The 16204-nt window shown below is 42.0% G+C and carries 15 protein-coding genes; 10 read left to right on the top strand and 5 right to left on the bottom strand.

Annotation, left to right across the window (positions count from 1 at the left end; all coding sequences use genetic code 11):
- The first annotated feature begins 126 nt into the window (after positions 1–126).
- From HXT47_RS04445 to HXT47_RS04435, 3 genes are all read left to right on the top strand, one after another.
- Positions 127–753: a 50S ribosomal protein L25/general stress protein Ctc gene (locus tag HXT47_RS04445; RefSeq protein ID WP_004106514.1), complete on the top strand. Its 627-nt coding sequence runs from the start codon at positions 127–129 to the stop codon at positions 751–753.
- A 279-nt stretch (positions 754–1032) separates the two neighbouring features.
- A complete protein-coding gene (locus tag HXT47_RS04440; protein WP_004106516.1) occupies positions 1033–2202 on the top strand; it encodes a branched-chain amino acid aminotransferase in 1170 nt (389 codons plus the stop codon).
- Between the two features lie 142 nt (positions 2203–2344).
- Complete coding sequence (locus HXT47_RS04435) at positions 2345–3058, top strand: trimeric intracellular cation channel family protein (protein ID WP_032842495.1); 714 nt, start codon at positions 2345–2347, stop codon at positions 3056–3058.
- A 91-nt stretch (positions 3059–3149) separates the two neighbouring features.
- Here the strand turns inward: HXT47_RS04435 and rpsT are convergent, their stop codons facing one another.
- The gene (rpsT, locus tag HXT47_RS04430) at positions 3150–3410 is read right to left on the bottom strand and encodes a 30S ribosomal protein S20 (protein ID WP_004106518.1); all 261 of its coding nucleotides are present in this window, start codon (positions 3408–3410) and stop codon (positions 3150–3152) included.
- A 722-nt stretch (positions 3411–4132) separates the two neighbouring features.
- On the opposite strand from rpsT, the gene lepA reads away from it, so the two are divergent.
- From lepA to HXT47_RS04415, 3 genes are read left to right on the top strand one after another with little or no spacing between them, the layout of a single operon-like run.
- Positions 4133–6013, top strand: coding sequence for a translation elongation factor 4 (lepA, locus tag HXT47_RS04425; RefSeq protein WP_032842496.1), 1881 nt, complete (start codon positions 4133–4135; stop codon positions 6011–6013).
- Positions 6010–7332, top strand: coding sequence for a radical SAM family heme chaperone HemW (gene hemW / locus HXT47_RS04420; protein ID WP_174163865.1), 1323 nt, complete (start codon positions 6010–6012; stop codon positions 7330–7332). The genes lepA and hemW overlap by 4 nt, the downstream gene beginning before the upstream one ends.
- A gap of 57 nt (positions 7333–7389) precedes the next feature.
- The gene (locus HXT47_RS04415) at positions 7390–7845 is read left to right on the top strand and encodes a hypothetical protein (protein WP_004106523.1); all 456 of its coding nucleotides are present in this window, start codon (positions 7390–7392) and stop codon (positions 7843–7845) included.
- A 380-nt stretch (positions 7846–8225) separates the two neighbouring features.
- Here the strand turns inward: HXT47_RS04415 and HXT47_RS04410 are convergent, their stop codons facing one another.
- The 4 genes from HXT47_RS04410 to HXT47_RS04395 form a co-directional block, all read right to left on the bottom strand.
- Entirely contained in the window at positions 8226–8675 is a 450-nt protein-coding gene (locus HXT47_RS04410) for a type II toxin-antitoxin system antitoxin SocA domain-containing protein (protein WP_174163868.1), read from the bottom strand.
- A 118-nt stretch (positions 8676–8793) separates the two neighbouring features.
- Positions 8794–9726 (bottom strand): LysR family transcriptional regulator, encoded by a 933-nt coding sequence (locus HXT47_RS04405; protein WP_101886060.1) that lies wholly within the window; start codon positions 9724–9726, stop codon positions 8794–8796.
- 182 nt (positions 9727–9908) lie between these two features.
- Complete coding sequence (locus HXT47_RS04400) at positions 9909–10559, bottom strand: HAD-IA family hydrolase (RefSeq protein ID WP_174163872.1); 651 nt, start codon at positions 10557–10559, stop codon at positions 9909–9911.
- A 98-nt stretch (positions 10560–10657) separates the two neighbouring features.
- Positions 10658–11776, bottom strand: coding sequence for an NAD(P)H-hydrate dehydratase (locus HXT47_RS04395; protein ID WP_174164373.1), 1119 nt, complete (start codon positions 11774–11776; stop codon positions 10658–10660).
- A gap of 472 nt (positions 11777–12248) precedes the next feature.
- Here HXT47_RS04395 and HXT47_RS04390 point away from each other — a divergent pair, with 472 nt between their 5' ends.
- The 4 genes from HXT47_RS04390 to HXT47_RS04375 all read left to right on the top strand — a co-directional run bounded on the left by HXT47_RS04390 (position 12249) and on the right by HXT47_RS04375 (position 16154).
- Entirely contained in the window at positions 12249–13430 is a 1182-nt protein-coding gene (locus tag HXT47_RS04390; RefSeq protein WP_116442741.1) for a metal ABC transporter substrate-binding protein, read from the top strand.
- Positions 13431–13574: 144 nt separating this feature from the next.
- Positions 13575–14297 carry a metal ABC transporter ATP-binding protein gene (locus tag HXT47_RS04385; RefSeq protein ID WP_004574322.1) on the top strand — a complete coding sequence of 241 codons (723 nt, stop codon included), beginning with the start codon at positions 13575–13577 and terminating at the stop codon, positions 14295–14297.
- 6 nt (positions 14298–14303) lie between these two features.
- The gene (locus HXT47_RS04380; protein ID WP_004574321.1) at positions 14304–15260 is read left to right on the top strand and encodes a metal ABC transporter permease; all 957 of its coding nucleotides are present in this window, start codon (positions 14304–14306) and stop codon (positions 15258–15260) included.
- The gene (locus HXT47_RS04375) at positions 15261–16154 is read left to right on the top strand and encodes a metal ABC transporter permease (protein ID WP_004574320.1); all 894 of its coding nucleotides are present in this window, start codon (positions 15261–15263) and stop codon (positions 16152–16154) included. It abuts the gene before it with no gap.
- The last annotated feature ends 50 nt before the right edge of the window (positions 16155–16204 follow it).

Below are 16204 nucleotides of genomic sequence, written 5' to 3'. Positions count from 1 at the left end.
TTGTGATTAGTTTGTTGGCAGAGTTCCGTTATCGACTGGGCTGATAGCCTCTTATGGTTTTCGGCGCGTCGGTGCGCCTGAAGCTGGATTAACAAACTAAACTATCCAGACCATAAGGAGACCGATATGGCTACAAAAATTACTCTTGAAGGCGAATTGCGCACTGAGTTTGGTAAGGGTGTTGCTCGTCGTTTGCGCGTAGCTAAGCTGATTCCAGCAAGCCTTTATGCTGGCGGTGCTGAACCAGTGCATGTTACTCTTCCAATGCGCGAGACCACTTTGGCTTTGCGTCACGCTAATGCTTTGTTCACTATTAAGTTTGGCGAGGAATCTCGCATTGCAGTTGTTAAGGATGTTCAGCGTAACCCTGTTAAGCGCATTGTAGAACACATTGACTTCTACGAAGTTAAGGCTGGCGAAAAGATTGACGTTGAAGTTCCAGTCTTCGTTGAAGGCACTCCAAAGGGTGCTGCAGTTGCATTCGTGGATGTCCAGGAGCTCAAGGTTCGCGCAGACGTTGCTAACTTGCCAGAGCGTTTGGTTGTTAACGTTGATGGTTTGACCGACGGTACCAAGGTGTTTGCTAAGGATGTCAAGCTTCCTCAGGGTGTTGAGCTCGATATGGATGGCGAAGAATCCGTGGTGAGCGTCACTGTTCCTGAAGATGCTGCTACAGCCGAAGCTGCTGCTCCAGCTGCTGATGCTGCTGCTGATGCTGCTCCTGCTGCCGCTCCAGCTGCAGAAGAAAAGTAAGTTATAAAATAAGTTAATGTATTTGATTACTAATTAACTTATAATTCATAACTTATAAAATAGTTTAAAATTTTAAGCCGCATAAGTCAGTTCTTATGCGGCTTTTTTCATATAAAATCAACAAATTTGCTAAATAATTTTTATTTTAAAGCATATTTTTTGAAATATTTCTTAAGATATTTTGGCGTGTAAGTTTTGCGAAAAACAAGAATCGTATTAATCTATACGTTAATTGCGGTAAAAGGCAAGTAGAAATAATCCACATAGAAAAGAGACATAATGGCTGATTTAGAAGTAGCTCCAGAGTTTTCTGACGCTTATGAGTCTTATGATCATAGCGATACAGCTCTGTTGAACAAATTGGCTGGCAACTTTGAAGTTCTGCCGAATGATAATCCAGTTTCGGATGCAAAACGCAACGAACTTATTGATAAGCCTGCTTTCGGTCAGATTTTCTCCGACAATATGGTTCATATGTCTTGGACTAAAGGTGAAGGATGGTCTGATCGTCGTGTAGAGCCTTATGGTCCATTGAAAATGGATCCAGGTGCATCTGTGTTGCACTATGCTCAGGAGTGCTTTGAAGGTTTGAAGGCTTATAAGCGCGCCGACGGCTCTATTTGGCTTTTCCGCCCAGATATTAATGCTGCTCGTTTCCAAAATTCTGCTAAGCGTTTGTATTTGCCGGAACTCTCTATTGATGATTTTATTGGATCGGTTGCAGCCTTGGTAAAGCGAGATAAGCAATGGGTTCCGAGCCGTCGAGAGTATACGCTTTACATGCGTCCATTCATGTTTGCTTCCGAGCCGTTCCTCGGTGTGCGCGAAGCTCACGAAGTTGAATACTGTGTTATTGCTTCTCCATCCGGCCCATACTTCAAGGGTGGTTTGAAGCCTGTTAGCATTTGGGTTGAAGATCAGTGGTTCCGCACTGGTCCTGGTGGTACTGGTTTTGCTAAGTGTGGTGGAAATTATGCAGCTTCCTTGCTTGGTGAATACAAGGGTATTGAACATGGTTGTGAGCAAGTGTGCTTCGTTGATGCTGCAACTAAGACATATTTGGAAGAGCTTGGTGGCATGAATATGTTCGCACTCCACAAGGATGGCCATTTGGAAACTCCATCTCTTACTGGCAGCATTCTTCCTGGCGTTACGCGTCGTTCTTTGATTCAGCTTGCTGAGGAAGCAGGACATAAGGTTGTTGAAACCATGATTCCTCTTCAAGGGTTGCTTGACGATATTCGTTCTGGCGAGGTTACTGAAGTCTTTGCTTGCGGTACTGCTGCAATCATTACGCCAATTGGTCGTTTTAAGTCCGATGAATTCGATCTTAAGGTTGCCGATGGTGGCGTTGGTGAGTTAACTCAGGCTTTGCGCGATGAGTTACTTGGCATTCAGCTCGGTGATGTCGAAGATAAGCATAACTGGATGTGGAAAGTTTGCGACTAATTTATATAAGTTAGTTAATATTATCTCATCTAATGTTGCTTATGGCGCGTTGTACTCTATATATTTAGATATCGTATAGAGTACAACGCGTTTGTTTGTTATACACGTAGTGTTTTGGTGAATTTATTTGAAGGGAAATGCTTTGGAAGGTGCGTTAGGGGATAACGTCTTTTTTCTTATAGTTGAGTATGTTGCTATGGGATGTTGTGGCATGGTTGGCGGCATGTGGGCTATTCGTAAGAATTATGATGTTTTTGCGATTATTACTACGTCTTGGATAACTGCATTGGGTGGCGGTATTGTTCGTGATGTGTTGCTTGGAGCATTGCCGCCTGTTGGTATTGCTGATCGTGGTTTTGTTATTACAGGTCTGCTTTCTGGCGTTATTGTGGCTGTTGCTCACCCTGAGATTGATAAATGGCGTTGGCTTATGCTTACGCTTGATGCCTTGGCGTTGGGTCTGTTTGCTGTGAATGGCACAGCAAAAGGTTTGGATTTCCACATGTCTGGTATGGCTTCAGTATTTTTAGGAATGGCAACTGCTTTGGGAGGCGGTTTGATTCGCGACATGATTTTGAACCAAGTTCCTGTTATTGTGCGAGATAAGCATTGGTATGCTTTACCTGCTGCTCTTGGATGTGTATTAACTGTTTTTGTTGTAAAAGCAAAGCATGCAGGTTACTTTGGTTTAACTGTTGAAATATTGCTTGATGTTCTTATTGTTGTTCTTGTTGTTGCAATGCGCTTGTTGTCTGTGAAACTAGATTTAACTTTATTTGGAGCAATGAACCGCACGGAACCTATTAAGGTTAGACGTCCTCGTATTCGTCGTATTAATAATCGTCGTCACCGCTAATATTGCATACGATGATAAAAATAATCCCCAGCACCGATTGGTACTGGGGATTTTCCTTACATGCTGTGTTATGCAGTTATCTGCACAAACTTCACAGAGCGTTAATCGCTACAGCAAGACCAGACTTGCGGTTTGCAGCCTGATTCTTATGAATCACGCCACGACCTGCAGCCTTGTCAAGCTTCTTAGCGGCTACTGCGAAAGCGGCCTGCGCTGCAGCCTTATCACCAGCGGTGATGGCTTCACGAGTAGCACGAATAGCGGTCTTCAAAGCAGACTTTACTGCTACGTTACGCTTATGTGCTTTCTCGTTAGTGAGAACACGCTTTTTCTGCGACTTAATGTTTGCCACTGTTACTCCAAACGACGTTTGCTATATAAGGACATACAAATAGTAAGTGTATCATGCTTATTAGATAACGTTATTCGTTTCTATTGTTCGTTTTGGGATTTCCTCCTCAATGTGGCGCGAGTTTTGGGGGATTTCTCTCCTCGCACGTCCCGTCCTTCGTGCGCTCTGGCTGCTAAAAGAGCTTAGTGTGTTCGTCTTTCTTTAAAGAATGTAGCTTCTCAGTCCTCTTTTAGTGCTCGTAGAGAAATCCCCCAAACTCTGCGTGTTTAATCTTTAATAACCGTGTTAATCGCAGAGATTTTTCGATTTTTCTTCTTCGCTTGGCGAATCAGCAGCCTACGGCTCTGCGCGACGACCTGCCGAAGCGCTTAAAGCGTAGCGCGCGAAGGCAACTCGGAGCGGAAACTCGCTCAGGTTGGAAGTCCAGTGGACTTCCAACGCGAGTTTCGTAGCAAGCGCGTTACCCGCGCGAGCGTCCGCGCTCAGTGCGAAAAATCTCAAATCTCTACCACGTGAATACTTACTTAACTGATAACGACGAATATTAAGTCAAATAAGCTATTAGTTTTTTGCGTAGCGTTATTTTGTATTGTCAAAACTCAATAAGTGCTAAAAATATTGATTTATATTATAAAATAGGGTAGTAGAGTTGGTAAGATTAATTACTTGCGTAGCTTACGCAATTTAATACTATCCGCGTATTTAATAAGGAGATGCTTGCTTTGATTACACCGCATAACCAGCCAGGATTTACGGATCAATCGTTGATACGCAATTTCTGCATTATTGCGCATATAGATCATGGCAAGTCCACTGTAGCAGATCGCATTTTACAACTTTCAGGAATTGTGCCAGAGCGTGAAATGCGAGACCGTTTCTTGGATCGCATGGATATTGAGCAAGAGCGCGGTATTACTATTAAATCGCAGGCTGTTCGCGTTCCTTGGACTTTTGAAGGCAAAGAGTATTCTCTCGGCATGATTGATACTCCTGGACACGTCGATTTTACTTACGAAGTTTCGCGCGCGCTGGCAGCATGCGAAGGTGCGGTGCTGTTGGTAGATGCAACCCAAGGAATTGAAGCGCAAACTCTTTCTAATCTTTATATGGCAATCGACCATAATTTAACGATTATTCCTGTTCTTAACAAAATCGATTTGCCTAGCGCTGAACCAGATAAGCATGCTGAAGAAATAGCTGGTTTAATTGGTTGCAAGCCGGAGGACGTGTTGCGCGTTTCTGGTAAAACCGGCGAAGGTGTTAAAGACTTACTTGATCAAATTGTGCTGGAAGTTCCAGCCCCAAGCGGAAATCCTGATGCTCCTGCTCGCGCTCTTATTTTTGATTCAGTATACGATTCGTATCGCGGAATCGTCACCTATATTCGTATGGTTGATGGCGAACTTAAGTCGCGCGAAAAGTTGCATATGATGGGAATCGGCATGACGCACGATCCTATTGAAATCGGTGTTATTAGCCCAGATATGACTCCAACTAAGGCGCTTGGAGCCGGAGAAGTAGGCTATGTAATTACAGGCGCAAAAGACGTGAGTCAATCTAAAGTCGGCGACACCATTACTAGCGCTATAAATCCTGCATCTGAGCCTTTGGATGGTTATCGCGATCCTAAACCTATGGTTTACGCAGGTCTTTTCCCGATTGATAACGCGCAATTCCCGGATCTTCGAGATGCTCTCGACAAGCTAAAACTTAACGATGCTGCTCTTATTTACGAGCCAGAAACGTCTGTTGCGTTGGGCTTTGGTTTCCGTTGCGGATTCTTAGGTCTTCTTCATATGGAGATTGTTTCCGAGCGTTTAAGCCGCGAGTTTGGCTTGGATCTTATTTCCACTGCTCCTAACGTAACTTATGACGTTACTAGCGAAGATGGTAAAGAGCATCATGTAACGAATCCTAGCGAGTTTCCAGAAGGCAAGATTAAGCGCATTATTGAACCAATGGTTGCTGCCGATATTATTACGCCGAAAGAATTTATTGGTGCTGTAATGGATTTGTGTCAGGAACATCGCGGAGAAATGGGCACAATGGAATATATTAGTGCCGACCGCGTGGAGATGCATTACAGGATTCCTCTTGCAGAAATCGTTTTTGACTTCTTCGATCAGCTTAAAAGTCGCACAAAAGGCTACGCTTCTCTCGACTACCATGAAGACGGCGAGCAGTCTGCGGATCTTGTGAAGGTTGATATTCTTATTCAGGGAGATAAGGTTGACGCTTTTAGCGCAATTGTGCACCGCGATAAGGCTTATTCTTACGGCGTTATGATGACGAAGAAGCTTCGTGGACTTATTCCTCGCCAGCAATTTGAGATCCCAATTCAAGCTGCAATCGGCTCTAGAATTATTGCTCGCGAAACTATTAGCGCACTTCGAAAAGACGTGCTCGCTAAATGCTACGGCGGCGATATTACGCGTAAACGTAAGCTTCTCGAAAAGCAGAAGGCTGGTAAGAAGCGTATGAAGATGCTCGGCCATGTTGAAGTTCCTCAAGAAGCGTTTGTTGCTGCATTAGCTACAGACGAGAGCGCAAACGATCGCGATACTAAAGATAAGATTCGTGCAGCACAAAAGTCCGAGGGATGAGTTTAGAGTTGGATGCTGAATTAAATAAATCAGCTATGCAAACTAAAAGTATGCCTTTTGAAGTGTACGTGCATGTGCCGTTTTGTTTGCGTCGTTGCGGTTATTGCGATTTTAATACGTATACTGCTCGCGATTTAGGAGAGGGAGCAAGTCGCGAAGGGTACGCGGATGTTGCGATTCGTGAAATGCAACTCGTAAAAAAATGGCAGGAATATCACGGGATTTTCGAGCCTAAAGCGCAATCTGTTTTCTTCGGCGGCGGCACTCCAACAGTTCTTAAAGCGCGCGACTTAGTGCGAATTTTGCAAGAAATACGTAACTTGTGGGGATTGAAAACTGGAGCGGAAATAACTACTGAAGCAAATCCGGATACTGCAGATGAAAAGTATATTGAGACGCTTGCAGAAGGTGGATTTACTCGAATATCTTTTGGAATGCAATCGGCTGTTCCGCATGTTCTTAAAACTCTTGACCGTACTCATACTCCAGAAAATGTAACTCGCGGTGTAAACGCAGCAAACGCATGTGGCTTGCGTTCAAGCGTTGACTTGATTTATGGAGCTCCGGGGGAGAGTTTAGACGATTGGCGAAAGTCGGTAGAAATGGCTTTAAGTCTAGGCGTTAACCATATTTCTGCATACGCGCTAACGGTAGAGCCGCGTACAAAAATGGGCCGTCAAATCGCTGCTGGCACTATTCAAGCGCCAAATGATGATGATGAAGCCGCAAAATACGAGTTGGCAGACGAACTTTTTAACTCTGCTGGATTACAATGGTACGAGATTTCTAATTGGGCGCATCCTGGTTTTGAGTCTCGTCATAATCTTGGCTACTGGCGAAATATTGATTGGGCTGGAATTGGTCCTGGAGCGCATTCGCACTACAATGCTGCAAATCACATCAGTAAACAAAGCATGGATGATGACGCTTCTTTAGCTGATTCAAACGAGTTTTACAACTTGCGCGCATGGGATATTTTGCACCCAAAACGATGGGCGCATGCTATAAATCTTGGAAATGTGCCGTGGCAAAACTACGAGTGTATAAATGCTGAAGACGCGCTTATTGAAGAGGTAATGCTTGGGCTTCGCATTAAAGAAGGGCTTGATATTTCGCAATTGTGCGAAAAAATGCGCGAAACTAATAAGGTGTTCGATGATTCGCATTTGCAAAAAGTGTTACGCGAAGTGTGTAAGGAAGATTTGGCAGTGTTGCACGAAAATCGCATTATCGCAACACGCAAAGGTAGGCTGCTCAACGATTTATTAATAGAAAGAATTGTCGACGCGTGTGAAGAAGGTATGACCGTGCTAAAATAGTGCGTATTGTGTCATAAATGCTTGATATAAGAAAATTCAATGTAGAAAGGAACAATCATGGCAAACCGCAAAGAGCGTCGCGCGAAGGAAAGGCAGAGCCGCAAAGGGATTCCTTCTCAATATGATGAAACAAAAGGTCGCGCTCGCGGAGGCATGATTGACGAATACAATTTACAAGAACGCTCTAGAAGACTTCAAGAGAGGGGAACTGGTCCTTGGAAGCCAACGTCTAACGTGACAGCTGAGGAGGAGAGATTGGCTCGCAATGTTAAGCGATCTCAGGTTGGCGATGATACTTGGAATGTTGTTCGTAAAGTTGTTGGAGTGTTTTCCTGGGCTGTGATTTTGCTTTCAGCGCTTGCTTTCTTGGTGATTATGTGGCTTCCTAATCAGCCTATTGTGCTTGTTGTGGTAGTTTCTGTTTTGTTTGCATTAGGCGTGTTTGGCTTGTTCTTTAGCTTTAGTAATTCTAGGCAGAATCCGCGCCTTGACGAGCACGGCACTGCGATTTAGATGTACTTATAAAATAAGAATGTTTTTAATAATTAAGGCGGGCACTTGCTAATAACAACGTGCTCGCCTTAGTTATTTGTGTGCGCTCCGAACTGCTTTCGCGCTTGGAGCGTAGCGCGCGAAAGCAACTCGGAGCGGAAACTCGCTTAAGTTGGAAGTCCAGTGGACTTCCAACGCGAGTTTCGTAAGCGAGCGCTTATTCCTCACGGCTATTGGTAGCCGTTCGGCTGATTTGGCATGTGAAGCACACCGTGCTTCACAATTGAGCCAAATCACGCTTTGAAAGAGCTTGAAATCCTGTTGATTTCAAGCTCGGCCAAAGCGCGCGAGCGCATACTGCGTTACGGTCTCTAGTTGGCGCTCTTCGGACATTCGCGCATTTACACAATAGGATGCTTAATGTAGTAATCTCGCATTGACTTCTTGGAAATTATTTCCTCGCTGCCTTGATTTGCAGATACGCCGATTCTCGCGCGAATCCACGGATCTTCTTTATGTGTTCTTTCGCTGAGCTGATTTCCTGTAAGATTTCCAAGTTTTGCGCACACTTCCTCTATAATCTTCACCTGCTCATATTCTAAAGTTGCGCATCTTTCTGGAAGAGAAATCAGTAGTTCCTCTTTGCGAATTGTGAATCTTCCTCGATGCCTGTTAAATAATTCCAATGAAACTGGACCGTTCGTCCAAGCTTCAAAATCTTCCGGAAATAGCGACAATCCAGTTGTAGCTAAGCTGTGCGCTTGAGAATAATACACAAGCTTTTGCAGCTTCATAGTTGTCATTGGCCCCATAATTTCCAATATTTTTGCCGCTACGTTAATAATACCCATCGCGCACCTCCTTTTTCTCTGCAACAAATTAATAGCGATTTTATGAATGGAAAAAGTGAGCGTCAATTCGATTAAAGAAATGTGGACAACTTTTATTATGCGTAGTTTTTGGCTTGCGTTAATTTTGTGAATCTATAAGCGCGTAGCCATGTCTTACAAGCACAGATTTAAGTTGCGTAAGATAAGCGAGTGAAGCTCTTGAAAGCTTCGTGCGCTCGTTGGTAATCCAGCCAACAAGCATAGTGTCATCACATTCAAGCGGAATAGTGACGATTTTTTCATTGTTTAAATCGCCGTTATCTATTCCAGTGCAAACAGTATAACCATTCAACCCAATAATAAAGTTTAAAATGGTAGCGCGGTCAGAAACGTTGATTTTTTTCGGTGGGCGAGTAGGCCAAACAGCCTCTTCTGCGAAGAAGAAACTTCCTTCTTCTCCCTGTTCGTATTGAATAAACGGGTACGGTTTTAAATCTTCCAAGCTCAAGCTTTTTCGCACTGCAAGCGGATTGTTTCTAGAAAGAAAAACATGCAATTTTGCACGGAAAAGCGGGTGGAACTCCAAATGTTTTTCACGAAGCAGCTTGCCGATTACATCCTTGTTGTAGTCAGAAAGATAAAGAATTCCAAGGTCTGCGCGCATATCGCTTACTTGCTTAATAATATTTTTTGTGCGTGTCTCGCGAATTGAAAACTCGTATTCATCAGAATGAATACTGCGAATCATATCGACGAATGCTTCAACGGCAAACATATAGTGTTGTGTTGCAACGCTGCATAATTGTGGGCGAGGCTTCGTACTTTTGTATCGTTCTTCAAGAAGATCTGCCTGCTCAATTACTTGTCGAGCGTACGTCAAAAATTCCGCTCCATCAGCTGTTAATGCAATTCCTTGAGTGGACCTAGTGAAAATTTCAATGTTAAGTTCTCTTTCAAGCTCTTTTACAGAAGAGCTCAATGCTGGTTGTGAAATATATAGTGCTCGTGCTGCTTCGTTCATTGAACCGCAGTCAACGATTTTTACAATATATTTCAGTTGTAGCAAAGTCATACGAGCTTCTTTCGTGAGCTAAAAGTTACGATAATCATCAAAAATCACATAAATGAACCGCTAACGAATCTAGCAAAAGGTATAGGCATAACTTAATTTTTAGTTGCCATAACCATAGTTTCACATAACCATAGTCTCATACATGATCTTAGTAATATAAGCTAAATATTTAAGCAATATTATTAAAGATTTACTCCTACTGAAGCTAAATCTTTACGCGCTTGCTCTGCAGTTGTAAAGACAAAGCCATACATGCCAACTCTATGAGCTCCATCAATATTTGCTGGCTTGTCGTCGAAGAAAACAGTTGTTTGCGGATTCAATCCAAATCTACTTATAGCAAGTTCAAAAATTTCCGGTTCTGGCTTATGCAAATGCTCAACGCCGGAAATAATAGTTCCTTGTAAAAGAGTAGAAAGTTCTGGGAATTTACGTAAAGCAAGTGGGAAAGTTTCTTTAGACCAATTCGTTAAGCCCCACACGCCGTATCCAGCTTTACGCAGATCATGCAATAAATCAACCATTCCAGGCATCATGCGCGTCAAAACTTGGTCATAATGAGCACAATACCAACGGAAAGCTTCAGCAAGTTCGCTTCCAAAGCGATGTTCGTATTCAGGCATAAGATCTTTCAAAAGCTCGCCGCCATCCATGCGGTCCTCAAATTCATAGAACCCGGCTAAATCGTTCTTTCCAAAGCTTCCATTAGGGCAAATAGTATCAACTAAATTCGGGAATTGCTTTTGCAAACAGTTTCGGCAATTCCATTCGAGTAGAACTTTGCAATAGTCAAACATAACGTCATGGATTTCAATATTTTGTGCGTTAGTCATTTGTTTCTACTCCTTCTATTTTGTTTCATACGTTATTTTACATTTGCGTATTTTGTTTCATGCGTTAATTTTGCACGCTATTGATATTATTCTGCGCGCTACTTTATATTAATAAGAATCCCAAGAACATGCGGTAATGCATTTATAATGTCGCTTGCCACAATTGGATGTTCCAAAGTTAAAGCATGCTTTGATTTCACTATGTCTTGCACTAGTTGAGTGTAATTGTTTCCTCCGCTACTGCGTGATGCAAATACTGCGCAAATTCCGTGGATTACAGCTGCGCTCGCTGCAATAAGTGCGTAATTTTTGTTATTTGCGTTGTTGTTTTCGTTATCTTTTTCGTACTGTGCTAGCAATGCTCCTAAAATTCCTGCTAGCACATCTCCTGAGCCTGCAGTTGCTAGCCAAGATGGAGCGTATTGTGCAATATAAATAGGAGAGTGCAGCGATGATGGTGAAGCAACTGCTGTTGTTGCGCCTTTAACTAACACAGTTGCTCCAGTAAGATCGGCTGCTTTTTGAGCGTAGTGTGTTGGGTTGCTAGATATTTGTTGTGCGCTTACTTCTAAATCGTATCTAGTAAAAAGCGAGCTTAATTCTCTTGCATGAGGTGTGAGAACTACTTTTTCGCAAACTTGTTTTGGTAGTAAGTCTAATGCTCCAGCATCTACGCATATTGGCGGAAGATTGTTATTTAATTGCGTTTCAGCGTTATCGTTTTCGTTTTTGTTGTCGTTTTCGTTGGAGTATTTTGCAAGTATGCTAGCAATGTATTTTCTTTGAGATAAAGCAGTTTCGTCGTTGCAATGGCTTTCGTCTGGTATGCCGCATCCAACTGTTATTGCGTCTATTTTTCCGTTTAATTGTTCAGATGCTACTACCTCAGGCGATGCTTGCAATACTAAGTTTTGTGCGCGAAGAGGACCTGAATAACGAACCATTCCAATATTTGCATGTATTGCAGCGCTTGTACTTAACACTGCTGCTCCGGGATAGTCGTTTGAACCGGTAATTACGCCTAGAACACCTCTTGAATATTTATTATCGCTTGCGTGAGGCGTGCGCAATGGTGTGGAAGCAAGATGAATATCTACTGATATTTCATTAGTTGCAGAGTTTTTATCGTCAGTGCGTGAACTGTCGGGTTTTGCAATGTAATTCATACCATCTGTATTGCCAAACATAGTATTAAGTGTAATTGCTGTTAAGCACATGCAGAGTTGGCTAAACATGTGTATTATTGTCTAAACTTATGTATTGTTACAATTTGTAAACATTTTGAAAATATTTGTAATTTTTTTGTTATTCTGCGTGTCGTGAGTGTTACGGCGTGTCGCTACTAGTTTTGCGTAAAAAATAAACAAAAATGCCTGATTAATAAATTTGTTCAAATGTTATAATCACATTTATTTTTTCGTTGGTATATTAACGTTTTTTAATGCAAGATAAAGCAGAAAGTAGCACGGTCTTTTTTGAAATTTTGCATTATAACAGATGGAAAAGTCGCGAAACGCATTTTTGCAAAAATAATTATATTTTTTCACATTTTTTATTGACCGTCACGCATATTTTTCTTATGCTATAAGCGTTATTGCGAATGATTATTTTTTTCATGAATAGCTTTCATGAGTACCTCTCACAATCAACCCATGCAATAACAGTTAAAGATTCCCGAAAGGAACGAGTGTGAAAACTTCACGAATTTTCGCAACTGCAGCTGCGGTTGCATTATTAGCAACTTCTATGGGTGCTTGCGGCTCTGCAAAAAATGCCGAAAATAAGGCGAAGGGCAATCAAGTAAATGTAGTGGCAACTACAACTCAAATTTGCGATTACGTAACTCAAATCGCTTCAACTGCTGACGCAAAATCTGGATTGAGCCTCAATAAGACTGATTCTCAGGGCAAGAAGTCTGTAATCGGAGCTCCTCAAGACAAAGCAAAGTCAACAATTAATTTGACCTGCTTGCTTGCGCCAAATGCTTCTGCTCATGAGCATGAAATGACTCCAGCTCAATCTAAAGCTCTTTCTAAGGCTGATTTGATGCTCGTTTCTGGTGTAGATCTCGAGCACTTCTTGGATCAAGCTGTGAAAGCTACTGGTTTTAAGGGCACAATGGGTGTAACTTCCGGTATTCTCACTGCTGATGAAATCAAGGATTCAAAGGCTGAGATTGCTAAGGAAAAGGATCTTCCATACAAGGTTGATCGCGGTATCGCTAAGGTGCATGCTGAAAAGTGGCCATTCCCTCCAGAAGAAGGCGAGAAGGAGCCTGAATTCCAGTACGATCCACATATTTGGACCAGCACGAAGAACACGATGATTCAGGTTAAGAATATCGGTTATTTCCTTGGAAAAGCTCTTCCTAAGAGCAAGTCTGTTTTCGATGAGCATGTTGAAAAGTTCGTTAAGTCTTTGACTGATTTGGATGCTTGGGCAACTAAAGCTTTGAATAGTGTGCCACAAAAGCATCGTGTTCTTTTCACTTCTCACGATGCCTTTGGCTACTTCTCTCGTGACTACAATGTGAAGTTCATTGGTGCAGCACTTTCTGATTTCAACAGCCAGCAGGATGCTACTGCAGATCATATTCAGAAAGCTGCAGAAGATGTCAAGAAGTCCGGAGCTGTTGCGATTTTTGCTGAGAATTCTAACAATTCCAAGTCTATCAAGGCTGTTGCTGCAGCAGCAGGAGTAAAGGCTGTTATTGGCGACGACGCACTTTATGGAGATTCGCTTGGACCAGTCGGATCTGCCGGAGAAACTTACATCGGTTCCATTGTTCACAATGTTGAAACATTGGTGAAAGCTTGGAATGGTAATGTTCCTGAACTTCCAGATTCAGTTAAGACTGCATTGAAGAAGTGACATATAAATAACAGTAAAAATAATAGTATCGTAACAGTAACTTTAATAGCGAAAGTTTAATAGCGAAAGCAGGAAGTTACTGTTACGAATACTTATTAATAAACTGAAAAGACTGGAAATATAGTGAATAAGAGCGTCCTTGCAATGAAAAATTGCGACCTGGCATACGGTTATAAAACTGTAGTGACTGGTATTAATGGCAGTGTGCAAGCCGGGGAAGCTTTGGCTTTAATAGGTCCAAATGGTTCTGGAAAAACAACGTTTTTGCAGGCTATTATTGGTATCGTGCGCGTAAGTCGCGGTGAACTGAAAATGCCTAAGGCTTTGTCTATTGGATATGTGCCACAGCAGGTTGATTTGGATTTAACATTCCCTATTACTGCACGGCAAGTTGTTGCAATGGGCTTAAGTAGACAGACAGGTTTTCTTGGATTGCTTAAAAAAGATCAGAAAAAAGCTGTTGAGGATGCTCTTAATCATGTTGGTTTATTAAATCGTGCAGATGTGCGATTTGGTGACCTTTCTGGCGGTCAGCGCCAACGCATTCTTCTTGCGCGCGCTATTGTTGCAAAGCCAACGCTTATTTTGCTCGACGAACCTTTTAATGGTCTTGATGAACCGAATCGCCGAGAACTTCTTAATATTATGAAATCAGCAAAGCAAGAAGGTATTGCTTTTGTTGTGTCTACGCATGATTTAGTTATTGCAGATGCTATTTGTGAAAAAGCGCTACTTTTAGCTGGCAAGCAGATTGCTTTTGGTGCGCTTAAAGAAGTAATGACTAAAGAAAATATTACTCGCGCATATGGTGGAAGCATGCCTGCTGCTTCTGCAGGTCTTACTTTTTCGGAAATTGCGGAAGGCTGATTTTCAATGCTTGCCCAATTAGTTGAGTCATTAAGAGAAGCTCTGGAACCAATTCCAGGTTTTGATTTTATTGCTTCTGCTCCTTATATTTTTCGCCCGTTCTGCTTACTTATAGTTCTGTCTATAGCTAGCGGAATCGTTGGTGTATTCGTGAACTTGAGATGTGCTGAATTTAATGCGGAAGCTATTGTGCATGGCATATTTCCTGGAATTGTTGTAGGCGCTTTGTACGGTGGCATAGATCAAATTATTCCTGGTGCTGCAATTTGTTCAGTATTTTTAGTTGCTGCGTTAGTGTGGGCTTCTCGTTCAGCTCGCATAAATGAATCGATTATCGCAACTGTTTTAACTACTTTCTTTGCTCTTGGTGTAGTAATTTCACTAAAAAAAGGTGATATGTCAGGTCAGCTCGAAGCGTTGATGTTTGGTAGGCTGCTTGATGTCACTGATGAGCGAATGACTCAAGCAATGTGGATTTGCTTGTTTGCAATTATTGTGCTTTTGGCAACTTGGAAACAGCAGATTATTGTTGCTTTCGATCGAGCAAGTGCTCCATTAATGGGAGTGCATACTCTTTTTGTAGATATTGTTCTTAACGTTGGTATTGCTGCGGTTGTTGTTTCTGCATCTTCAGCTGTTGGCGTTCTTCTTGTGATCGGATACCTTATTATTCCAGGAGCTAGTGCTCGTTTAGTGTCTAGAACAGTTGGGCGCATGGTTGCAGTTGGTATTTTTGTTGGTATTGCTGGAGTTGTTCTTGGTATGTACGTTATGAATTTGGAGCTTGATCATCCTATTTCTCCTCAAGCAGCAATTGCATTAAGCATGTGTGCAATGTTCGTAGTTGTGCTTGTTGTGCGCTGGCTGTTCCAAGTTATTTCATCTATAGTTTTTGCGCATAAAACTCATACAAGCGATAGCGATATGCAAGTTTTAGCAAAATCTTATAAAGGTAGGGCATAGATGGTAAGTATTTGGCAAATTATCGCTCTACCTATAGTTGAAGCAATTGTTGTAGGTGCTCTATGCGGTTTTGTTGGCTCTCTTGCTCTTCTTAATCAGCGAATATTCTTTACTGAATCTATTACTCATGCTGCATTTCCTGGAGCAGTATTAGGTGTAGTTTTAACTTCTGCTTATACAATAGATCAAAATATTTTGTCGCTTGGGCTTTTTGTTGGTGCTGCTGTTGCGTGCGTTGTACTTTCCTTAGTAATGTATGCACTTTCGCATCTTAAAGGCATTTCTTCGCAAGCTGCAGCTGGCATTACTTTAACTGTCGGCTTTGCTAGTGGATACTTTTTAAATAAGTGGTTTGCTCCATTGCCATTGCGTATTGAGGGATTTTTAACTGGATCATTGCTTAATTGCACTCCTGCAGACGTGATTTCAGCCTCTGTTGCTTTCTTACTTGTTTTGGGATTATGGGTTTTTAATTCTGCTAATCTTGTGCATTGCTCGTTTGACCCTATTAATTACCGTGCTGCAGGCGGAAGATCAGGTTTTATACAGGGCATGGTTCTTGCTTTGATTATTATTACTGTTTCCGTTATTATTCCAGCAGTTGGTACAGTTGTTTCAGTATCTCTTATTGCTGCTCCTGCTGCAGCATTAAAGGGAAGAATTGCTTCTATAAATAAATTCGTGCTTGCATGCGTAATTACTGCTGTTTCGATTGCTTTAATTGGACTAGCTTTGGCTGTAATACTGAAACTTTCTGCCGGCGGCACTATTGCTATCGTAGCTGGAGCTTTCTTCTTAATAGTCAAGATTAGTGAAAGCATTTTTATAAAAATTAATGATTTTTCATCAAGATTGCATGCAAGGCGAGAAAAAGTAGCCGAAAACGCTATTTAGCAAAAGTTCCTTAAAAGTCGCTCTGTTGTCCTAGAATATCAACGAATTGC

The organism is Gardnerella sp. DNF01205, assembly GCF_049244135.1.
GTDB lineage: Bacteria > Actinomycetota > Actinomycetes > Actinomycetales > Bifidobacteriaceae > Bifidobacterium > Bifidobacterium leopoldii.
Note: the sequence above shows the minus strand (reverse complement) of the source record. Positions and strands in the feature narration are given on the sequence as shown.

Excerpts from the sequence above, each read along its gene's own strand:
- HXT47_RS04405 (WP_101886060.1), bottom strand. The coding sequence starts at position 9,726 with ATGACTTTGCTACAACTGAAATATATTGTAAAAATCGTTGACTGCGGT.
- hemW (WP_174163865.1), top strand. The coding sequence starts at position 6,010 with ATGAGTTTAGAGTTGGATGCTGAATTAAATAAATCAGCTATGCAAACT.
- HXT47_RS04440 (WP_004106516.1), top strand. The coding sequence starts at position 1,033 with ATGGCTGATTTAGAAGTAGCTCCAGAGTTTTCTGACGCTTATGAGTCT.
- HXT47_RS04445 (WP_004106514.1), top strand. The coding sequence starts at position 127 with ATGGCTACAAAAATTACTCTTGAAGGCGAATTGCGCACTGAGTTTGGT.
- HXT47_RS04395 (WP_174164373.1), bottom strand. The coding sequence starts at position 11,776 with ATGTGCTTAACAGCAATTACACTTAATACTATGTTTGGCAATACAGAT.
- HXT47_RS04400 (WP_174163872.1), bottom strand. The coding sequence starts at position 10,559 with ATGACTAACGCACAAAATATTGAAATCCATGACGTTATGTTTGACTAT.
- HXT47_RS04410 (WP_174163868.1), bottom strand. The coding sequence starts at position 8,675 with ATGGGTATTATTAACGTAGCGGCAAAAATATTGGAAATTATGGGGCCA.
- HXT47_RS04380 (WP_004574321.1), top strand. The coding sequence starts at position 14,304 with ATGCTTGCCCAATTAGTTGAGTCATTAAGAGAAGCTCTGGAACCAATT.
- HXT47_RS04375 (WP_004574320.1), top strand. The coding sequence starts at position 15,261 with ATGGTAAGTATTTGGCAAATTATCGCTCTACCTATAGTTGAAGCAATT.
- HXT47_RS04415 (WP_004106523.1), top strand. The coding sequence starts at position 7,390 with ATGGCAAACCGCAAAGAGCGTCGCGCGAAGGAAAGGCAGAGCCGCAAA.
- HXT47_RS04385 (WP_004574322.1), top strand. The coding sequence starts at position 13,575 with ATGAAAAATTGCGACCTGGCATACGGTTATAAAACTGTAGTGACTGGT.